General features: G+C 68.1%; 9 protein-coding genes. All 9 read left to right on the top strand.

The genetic code is table 11. The features are described 5' to 3' along the window. Positions 1 to 233: MoaD/ThiS family protein (locus tag ACRDPN_RS15145; protein WP_431449513.1), on the top strand; the 233-nt coding region annotated here is incomplete at its 5' end. A 79-nt stretch (positions 234 to 312) separates the two neighbouring features. After that, a complete protein-coding gene (locus ACRDPN_RS15140; protein ID WP_431449514.1) occupies positions 313 to 513 on the top strand; it encodes a cold-shock protein in 201 nt (66 codons plus the stop codon). A gap of 100 nt (positions 514 to 613) precedes the next feature. Continuing rightward, entirely contained in the window at positions 614 to 2,455 is a 1,842-nt protein-coding gene (locus tag ACRDPN_RS15135; protein ID WP_431449512.1) for a hypothetical protein, read from the top strand. Then, the gene (locus ACRDPN_RS15130; protein ID WP_431449511.1) at positions 2,452 to 2,652 is read left to right on the top strand and encodes a hypothetical protein; all 201 of its coding nucleotides are present in this window, start codon (positions 2,452 to 2,454) and stop codon (positions 2,650 to 2,652) included. The genes ACRDPN_RS15135 and ACRDPN_RS15130 overlap by 4 nt, the downstream gene beginning before the upstream one ends. Beyond that, positions 2,649 to 3,044: a hypothetical protein gene (locus tag ACRDPN_RS15125; RefSeq protein ID WP_431449510.1), complete on the top strand. Its 396-nt coding sequence runs from the start codon at positions 2,649 to 2,651 to the stop codon at positions 3,042 to 3,044. Before ACRDPN_RS15130 ends, ACRDPN_RS15125 begins: the two co-directional genes overlap by 4 nt. Before the next feature lie 2 nt (positions 3,045 to 3,046). Further along, positions 3,047 to 4,285: a hypothetical protein gene (locus ACRDPN_RS15120; protein ID WP_431449509.1), complete on the top strand. Its 1,239-nt coding sequence runs from the start codon at positions 3,047 to 3,049 to the stop codon at positions 4,283 to 4,285. Positions 4,286 to 4,405: 120 nt separating this feature from the next. Beyond that, positions 4,406 to 6,037, top strand: coding sequence for a chaperonin GroEL (gene groL / locus ACRDPN_RS15115; RefSeq protein WP_431449508.1), 1,632 nt, complete (start codon positions 4,406 to 4,408; stop codon positions 6,035 to 6,037). Positions 6,038 to 6,146: 109 nt separating this feature from the next. Continuing rightward, positions 6,147 to 7,154 (top strand): LacI family DNA-binding transcriptional regulator, encoded by a 1,008-nt coding sequence (locus tag ACRDPN_RS15110; RefSeq protein WP_431449507.1) that lies wholly within the window; start codon positions 6,147 to 6,149, stop codon positions 7,152 to 7,154. Next, on the top strand, positions 7,151 to 7,832 hold a 682-nt coding region (locus ACRDPN_RS15105; RefSeq protein ID WP_431449506.1), incomplete at its 3' end, for a class I mannose-6-phosphate isomerase. The genes ACRDPN_RS15110 and ACRDPN_RS15105, both read left to right, overlap by 4 nt.

Genomic DNA, 7,832 nt, shown 5'->3' with positions numbered 1-7,832 from the left:
CCCAGGACCAGTCGCAGGTCGACGCCGACGGCGCCACACTCGCCGCCGTGCTCGACTCCCTGGAGTCGAGCTTCCCGGGCATCAAGGCCCGGGTCGTCGACGAGCAGGGCGCGCTGCGCCGGTTCGTCAACATCTACGTGGCCGAGGAGGACGTCCGCTTCTCCAACGGCCTCGACACCCCCACGCCCGAGGGCACACAGATCTCGATAATCCCGGCCGTCGCCGGTGGATGACGGCCGGTAGGCTCACCCCATGACTTCGGATCCTTCCCCCGACGACGGGTCCATCGCAGACGTGAGTGGGAGTTCGGCCATGGTGCAAGGCACCGTCAAGTGGTTCAACGCTGACAAGGGCTACGGCTTCATCGAAGTCGAAGGTCAGGACGATGTCTTCGTCCATTGGTCCAAGATCAAGTCCGAGGGCTACAAGACCCTCGAGGACGGGCAGCCGGTCGAGTTCGAGGTCGTCGACGGGCCCAAGGGACGCGAGGCTCACGAGGTCGTCGGCCACTGATCACCGGGCCTGATGTGGGCCCGCCCACGTGACGGACGACACCGCCGTCCAGGCCTATGTGTCACTTGCGGTGTCACATGGTCATGGCAATACTCGCGGTATGTTCATCGCCGCGACCGAGCCTCCCCCAGCCGGAGGCGCCGCCCTCGATCAAGTCATCGGCCTCACCGCCGGTGCCGCGATCGTCACCGCAGGCCTGCTGTGGATCGCCTGGGCCCACCGCACCCACCGCATCGAGTGGTTCCAGGCGGCCGGCGAGCGCCTGCGAGAGCGCACGGACGAGCCCGGCTGGTCCTCCATTCCCACCCTGTTCGTCGCCAGCTCCCTGATCGTCGCGTTGCTCGGCTTCCTCTGGGACGTCAGCCTCCATGCGGGTCGCGGGCGCGACGCCGGACCGCTGGCCAACCCGGCTCACTACCTGATCCTCTACGGGCTCTTCGCCCTCTTCGTGGCCGGGATGTCCGCCGTCGTCTACCCGCGCGACGGCGCCAAGCCCGGCATCGCCTCCGTGCGCATCACCCGCAACTGGTACGCGCCGGTGAGCGGAATCTTCATCGCCGCGTGCGGCCTCTACGCCCTGATCGGTTTCCCGCTCGACGATGTCTGGCACCGGTTGTTCGGCCAGGACGTCACGCTGTGGGGACCCACCCACCTGATGCTCATCGGCGGCGCCGGCCTCTCGACCGCCGGCATCATCCTGCTGCACCGCGAGGCGGAGTTCTCCGAGGAATGGCGGCAGCGTGTGCCGTCGGAGGGTTCTGAGATCTTTCACAAGATCGCGCTCGCTTCGGCGTTCGGCGGTCTGCTGATCGGACTCTCGGTTTTCCAGGCCGAGTTCGACTTCGGTGTCGCCCAGTTCCGCATGGTGCTCGAGCCGATGATGATCGCCGCTGCCGGTGCCATCGCGCTGGTCGCCGCACGGCTGTACGGCGGCGTGGGTGTCGCTCTGTACACGGCGTTCTTCTTCGTCATCGTCCGCGGCATCGTCTCGTTCGTCGTCACCGACGTGTTCGGACAGGCCCACCACGTCTTCCCGCTCTACCTCGGCAGCGCCGTCATCATCGAGCTGCTCGCGCTGTCCAGGCTGAAGGACAAACCACTGGTCTTCGGCGCTGTCGGCGGGCTGGTGATCGGCACCGTCGGCACCGTCATCGAGAAGCTGTGGAACGACCTCGTCTTCCCGTTCCCCTGGCCGCAGGACATCTGGCTCGAGGGCCTGGCGATGACGTTGCCCGTGGCGATCGGCGCCGGTCTCTGTGGTGCGTTGTTCTCCATGGGCCTGCGGGGTCAGCTGCCCTCGCCGAACGTCGGCCGGGCCATCGTCGTCGGATCGATACTGGTCACCGGCGCGGCTGCCGCGAACGGCTTGTACGCCACAGTCCCGGACGACGCCGCGGCAACCATCACCACGACGCAGGTCGGCACTGACGCTCAGCCCGAGATCATGGCGAAGGTCTCGGTGCCGGCCGACCTCATCGACGACAACCCCACCTGGGTTCAGCTCACCGCGTGGCAAGGCGGTTCCGACGACAAGAAGGGCATCGTCACGCATCAGCTGCAGCGCACCGGCGACAACACCTGGGAGTCGACCCAGCCTGTTCCCGTCGGCGGCAACTGGAAGACGCTGCTGCGCGTGCAGGACGGACGCATGCTCGCCGGCGTGCCGATCTTCATGCCGGCCGACGCCCCGCTCGACGCCGAGGAGGTCCCGGCCGAGCCGCAGTTCACCCGTGACTTCGTGCCCGAGATCGAGATCCTCCAGCGTGAGCGTGAGTTCGACGCCCCCGCCTGGATGTGGGGCGTGGCCAACCTGATCGTGCTGCTGTGCAGCATCGCCATCCTCGCCGGCATCTCCGTAGCCGTCGGGCGGGTCTCGCGCAGCATCAGCGCTCACGGGGCCGGTCAGAAGCAGTCGGGTGATGCGCCTACCCTGACGTCATGATTCCCGTTGGTGAGCAGCTGTGGGCCCACCACGCAGCTCTCCTCGCGATCCCCGCGCTCGTTCCTGCGGTGGTGGTGGTCGCGGTCGTGCTGTACATCGCCCGCAAGGACCGCCGCGAGGAACGCGAGGAGCGCGAGATCATCGAGCGCGCCTTCGACGACGAACCCACCGACGGTGATCCCAGGAAGGACTCATGAGGCAGGCTCTTGCCGCCGTGTTCGCCGCTGGCGTACTCCTGACGGGCTGCTCCGACAGCACCGACACCGGCTCCGTCTCGTCCTCACCCACACCGCGCGAGTCCGAGGTGACCGATCCGGTGAAGGACGTCGTTGTCGACATCGCCATCAAGGACGGCAAGGTCACGCCGCAGGGCGAGCGCGTCGACGTCTTGGTCGGGCAGCCGGTCATCCTGCGCATCACGTCCGATGCCGATGAGGAGATCCACGTCCACTCCGAGCCCGAGAAGGAGTTCAAGGTGCGCGCGGGTGATCAGGTCGAGGAGATGCTCACCATCGACACACCCGGCCAGGTGGCCGTCGAGGCGCACGAGGTCGACGCCACGATCGTCCAGCTCGTCGTCCGTCCCTGACCGTGATCGCGGCCGACTTCGTCACCCACGGTGTCGGCGGCTCGACGGACCTCCCGATCCCGTTCCTCTACGCGATGGTCGGTGCTTCCTGGGCGCTGACCATCTCGTTCGCCGTGCTCGCGCTGGCCTGGCGCGAGCCGCGGTTCGATGCCGAGCCGAACCCCGCAGACCCGCCGCCGCGACGTCCGTGGCTGGCCGTCGAAGGCGCGCTGCTCACGGGCTTGTTCCTGGTCGCTCTGTTCGCCAGACCCGACGATGCCACCAACGGAGGCATCGGGGCGCTCTACGTCCTGGTGTGGGTGGGTCTGGTGCCGCTGGCGCTCGTGGCCGGGCACGTGTGGCGCGACCTCTCGCCGTGGCGGACGATCCAGTCGCTGGTCGGGCGCCTGTCCGGCCGTCCCAACGGACTCGTCGCCTATCCGCGCCGGCTGGGCTACTGGCCGGCGGTCGTGGGCCTGCTCGCCTTCGTGTGGCTCGAGCTGGCTTCGCCCGATCCCGGCGACGTGGGCGCGGTGCGAGTCTGGGTGGTCGGGTACGTAGCCGTCACCATCATCGGCGGCGTCGTGTTCGGGCCGCGCTGGTACGACCGTGCCGACCCGTTCGACGTGTACAGCGCCGTCGTCGCCCGGCTGTCGCCGTTCGTGCGCGACGGCCGATGGGCTTTGCACAATCCCTTGCGGACGCTGCCGCAGATCCCGATCGAGCCGGGACTGGTGGCGCTGCTCGCCACCCTGCTCGGCTCGACCGCGTACGACAGCTTCTCGGCGTCCGCGTTCTGGCAGTCGAAGTCGCTGTCGGTGCTGGCGCACAGCTTGACGCTGCTCGGTTTCTGCCTCGTGGTGGCCGCGCTGTTCCAGCTCGCGTCGCGTGCCACCGGTGGAGTCACTCCAGAGGAGCGAGCGGCGCTCCCGGGCAAGCTCGCGCACTCCTTGGTACCGATCGTCGTGGGCTACATCCTCGCCCACTACGTGACGTATCTCGTCGAGAAGGGGCAGGCAGTGGTCTTCGCCCTGGTCGGGTCGGACGCCGAGGTCAGTTATGTGTTGTCGACGCACACGTCGACGCTGGCCGCCCTGAAGGTCTCGTTCGTGGTGACCGGGCACGTGCTCGCGGTCGTCGCGGCCCACGACCGGGCCCTCGTCGTGCTGCCGCGCGCGCACCGGCTGTCCGGTCAGATGGGCATGCTGCTGCTGATGGTCACGTACACGTTCACGGGCTTGTTCCTGCTGTTCTCGGTGTGACCGGAGCGGGTGCCAGACCCCGTTGCACCCGGTTGATTAGCACTCGTATGATGAGAGTGCCAGACCACCAGATCGGTCCGATCGGGCCGATCGCACTACGTCGACCGGAGAGATCCACACATGGCCAAGTCCATTGCTTTCAACGAGGAAGCTCGTCGTAACCTCGAGCGCGGCATGAACCAGCTCGCCGACGCCGTGAAGGTGACGCTCGGTCCCAAGGGCCGCAACGTCGTCCTCGAGAAGAAGTGGGGAGCCCCCACGATCACCAACGACGGTGTCAGCATCGCCAAGGAGATCGAGCTCGAGGACCCGTTCGAGAAGATCGGTGCCGAGCTCGTCAAGGAGGTCGCCAAGAAGACCGACGACGTCGCGGGCGACGGCACCACCACCGCCACCGTGCTGGCCCAGGCGATGGTGCGCGAGGGACTGCGCAACGTCGCCGCCGGCGCCAACCCGATGAGCCTGAAGAAGGGCATCGAGGCCGCTGTCGAGGCCATCAGCTCGCAGCTGATCGGCCTGGCGAAGGACATCGAGACCAAGGAGCAGATTGCGGCCACCGCGGCCATCTCCGCGGCCGACCAGACCGTTGGAGACATCATCGCCGAGGCCATGGACAAGGTCGGCAAGGAAGGCGTCATCACCGTCGAGGAGTCGAACACCTTCGGCCTCGACCTCGAGCTCACCGAGGGCATGCGGTTCGACAAGGGTCACCTGTCGGGCTATTTCGTCACCGACCCCGAGCGCATGGAGACGGTGCTCGAGGACCCGTACGTCCTCATCGTCAACTCCAAGATCGCCTCGGTGAAGGACCTCGTCCCGGTGCTCGAGAAGGTCATGCAGTCGGGCAAGCCGCTCGTCATCATCGCCGAGGACGTCGAGGGTGAGGCCCTCGCGACGCTGATCGTCAACAAGATGCGCGGCACCTTCAAGTCCGTCGCCATCAAGGCTCCGGGCTTCGGTGACCGCCGCAAGGCCATGCTCGCCGACATCGCCATCCTCACCGGCGGTGAGGTCATCAGCGAGGAGGTCGGACTCAAGCTCGAGAACGCCGATCTCTCGCTGCTCGGCACGGCCCGCAAGGTCGTCACCACCAAGGACGAGACCACGATCGTCGAGGGCGGCGGCTCGGAGGAGCAGATCACCGGACGGGTCAACCAGATCCGCGCCGAGATCGAGAACTCCGACTCCGACTACGACACCGAGAAGCTCCAGGAGCGTCTGGCCAAGCTTGCCGGCGGCGTGGCCGTCATCAAGGTCGGCGCGGCCACCGAGGTCGAGCTCAAGGAGCGCAAGCACCGCATCGAGGATGCCGTCCGCAACGCCAAGGCGGCCGTCGAAGAGGGCATCGTTGCCGGTGGCGGCGTCGCGCTCGTGCAAGCCACGGCAGCGGCGTTCGAGAAGCTCACGCTCGAGGGCGACGAGGCCACCGGTGCCGCGATCGTCAAGGCGGCGGCCTCGGCTCCGCTGAAGCAGATCGCCATCAACGCCGGCCTCGAGGGCGGCGTCGTCGCGGAGAAGGTCGCCGGCCTCGAACTGGGTCACGGCCTCGACGCCGCGACCGGCGAGTACGTCGATCTCATCGCCGCGGGCATCATCGACCCGGCCAAGGTCACGCGCTCGGCGCTGCAGAACGCGGCGTCGATCGCGGCCCTGTTCCTCACCACGGAGGCCGTCGTCGCCGACAAGCCGGAGCCCGTTCCGGCCGGCGGTGGCGCTCCCGACATGGGCGACATGGGCGGCATGGGCTTCTAGCCAACCCCGCAACAGCCACGACGGCCCCGGACCCCTGAGGTTCGGGGCCGTCGGCTGGTCAGGGCTTCGATGCTTGACAACGTTGTCATTCGCCTGGACCATGGGCGGCGTGACCCGCCGCCCCACCCTCCACGACGTCGCCGCCCACGCCGGCGTCAGCATCAAGACGGTGTCGCGCGTCGTGAATGGGTCGCCCTCGGTGCGAGAAGCAGTCAGGTCTCGGGTGACGGACTCCATCGCCGAGCTGCACTACGTGCCGAACTCGTTCGCGCGGTCCCTGAAGTCCGGCGGCGGCGACACGATCGGCGTCGTCATGGATTCCATCGCCGATCCGTTCTTCGCGGCACTGATGAGCGCGGTCGAGTCACGTGCGCTGGAGGCCGGGCTGAGCGTGATCTTCGGCAGCACCGGCTCCGACCCCGATCGCGAGCGTCAGCAGGTCGAACGGATGGCGATGCAGCGCGTGCGGGCCCTGATCCTCGCACCGGTCACCGGCGACCATGCCTACCTCGAACGGCTCACGTTCCCGATCGTCATGGTCGACCGCCAGGTCGAGCTCGGCGGGTTCGACATCGTGGCCGTCGACGACCGCGGCCTCACCCGTCGCGCGGTCGACCACCTCGTCGAGCGCGGCCACCGCCGGATTGCGTTTGTCGGCAACGACGTCCGATTTCCCACGACGAGCCACCGGCTGCTCGGCTACCGGGACGCCCTCGCCGCCGCCGGCGTCGAGCCCGACCCCGCCTGGTATGCCGAGGGACACGGCGACCAGGACGAGGCGATCGATCACATTCAGCGACTGCTCGCCCTGCCCCGACCGCCCACGGCGCTGTTCGCCGCCAACCCGCGGGCCGGCATGGGAGCCGCGCATGCACTGCATACCGCAGCACGCACGGACGTCGCCATGATCAGCTTCGGCGACTTCCCGATGGCGGAGACATTGTCGCCAGCCATCACCTGCGTGAATCAGGATCCGCACGGCATCGGTGTCGCGGCGACGGAGCGCGTTCTCGTCCACCTGGACGCTCGTGACCGGGATCGCCTGGAGCCGCGCGAGCTGATCGTCGAGACCGAGCTGATCCCTCGCGGCTCCGGTGAACTGGCGGTGCCAGCATGAGGCCGGTACGCCTGCAGCCGAATCTCGTCGAACACTTCTACACCGGCGGGGCTCGCATCGCGGCGCTGCGGGGAATCGAGGCGACGTCGGAACGCCAGCCGGAAGAATGGATCGCCGCCACGGTCTCGCGCGCCGGCCAGCCGGGAGTCGGGCTGGCCCGCACCACCGATGGTGACTTTCTGCGCGACCTGGTCGCGGCCGATTCCCGTTCGTGGACCGGCACTGATCGCGCCGACGGTGACACCGGCGTGCTGGTGAAGCTCCTGGACGCCGGCCAGCGTCTGCCGGTACACGTCCACCCGGACCGGGCGTTCGCTGCTCGGCACCTCGGCTGCGCCTACGGCAAGACGGAGGCGTGGTACGTCCTCGACGTCGACGACCGAGCCGCCGTGCACCTCGGCTGGACCGAAGACGTCGATGCCGACGAGCTCGCCCGTCGTCGTGACGACCAGGACGGTGAGTGGATGCTCGACCACCTCCATCGCGTCGAGGTCCGTCCGGGTGACGGCGTGCTGGTGCCGGCGGGACTGCCGCACTCCATCGGCGCAGGGGTGTTCGTGGCGGAGGTGCAGGAGCCCACCGACTTCTCGATTCTCCTGGAGTGGTCGGTGACCACGTCCGGTCGCGACGACTCCCACCTCGGGCTCGGCTTCGACCTCGCGATGAAGGCCGTAACAC

This window comes from Aeromicrobium sp. (genome assembly GCF_050700635.1).
Classification (GTDB): domain Bacteria; phylum Actinomycetota; class Actinomycetes; order Propionibacteriales; family Nocardioidaceae; genus Aeromicrobium.
Note: the sequence above shows the minus strand (reverse complement) of the source record. Positions and strands in the feature narration are given on the sequence as shown.